This window comes from Lentzea albidocapillata, from assembly GCF_000719115.1.
Classification (GTDB): Bacteria; Actinomycetota; Actinomycetes; order Mycobacteriales; family Pseudonocardiaceae; genus Lentzea; species Lentzea albidocapillata.
This window is the reverse complement of the sequence record NZ_JOEA01000057.1, coordinates 1-1,087: the sequence shown is the minus strand read 5'-3', so window position 1 is coordinate 1,087 and position 1,087 is coordinate 1. Positions and strand designations below refer to the sequence as shown.

General features: G+C 68.0%; 1 protein-coding gene. It reads right to left on the bottom strand.

Annotation, left to right across the window (positions count from 1 at the left end; translation table 11 throughout):
• Positions 1-9 precede the first annotated feature (9 nt).
• Entirely contained in the window at positions 10-978 is a 969-nt protein-coding gene (locus tag IG04_RS0141720) for an IS481 family transposase (protein WP_030482277.1), read from the bottom strand.
• Positions 979-1,087 lie beyond the last annotated feature (109 nt).

Genomic DNA, 1,087 nt, shown 5'->3' with positions numbered 1-1,087 from the left:
TGTACTTGGTCATGAGGTTGGTGACTGAACGCGGCTGATGGGTGGGTGTCCCTCGAGTGCGGAGTGACTGCGTTCAGTGTTGTAGTGCTCAAGCCAGGGCGCCAGCGCTGCGGATCGGGTGGGGTTGTCGAGGAAGACCTCGCGGTATGCCCACTCGGTCTGCAGGGTGCGGTTGAACCGCTCGACTTTGCCGTTCTGCCAGGGACAGTGCGGCTTGATGGTCTTGTGGCGGGCGCCGATCGCGGCGACGGCGGCGGCGAAGTCGCGGGAGATCAAGTAGTTTTTGGCGTTGTCGGTCAGCACGCGTTCGATGCGTGGGACGCCGTGGACGGCGAACCAGGCGGCTGCGCGGAGCAGGAACCCGGCGCAGGTGGTGCCGCGTTCGTCGGCGAGGATCTCGGCGTAGGCCAGCCGGGAGTGATCGTCGATGGCGGCGTGGATGTAGTCGTAGCCGAGGCGTCGGTGGGAATTGGGACGCAGGCTGCGGCCGTGGGCGCGCCAGCCGCCGCCGGGCGGGATCTTGCCGATCTTCTTGACGTCCAGGTGCAGCATGTCGCCGGGGTGCGGGTGTTCGTAGCGGCGGGTGGTGTGCCGGGTGGCGCGGATCCGTTGCCCGGTCAGCGGATCGCACTCGGCCAGGCGCGGCACGCCGTGGCGGGCCAGCACCCGTGACACGGTGCGGACAGGCACGCCGGTGCGGACGCTGATTCCGGCCGGTCCGCAGCGCAACTCGGTGCGTGCCGCCACGATGTGGTGCTCGGTCTCGGCTGACGTCCGCGACGGCATGCGATGCGGCCGGCTCGACCGATCGGCCAGACCCGCGGCGCCTTCGTCACGGAATCGGCGGACCCAGCGGTGCGCGCACTGCCGCGAGACACCGAGCTCTTTGGCCACGTGAGCGACCGGTCTGCCAGCGGTGACCCGCGAGACCAGAACCAGGCGTCCATGCATGGTCAGGCGGGCATTAGCGTGTCCCATCGAGGCCTCCGGTTGTGGTGACTGACTTCGCAATCACCACCGCACCCGGAGGCCTCACCCATGATCAAGCCGACACACCGTCACCAACGTATTGGCCAAGTACAACTAG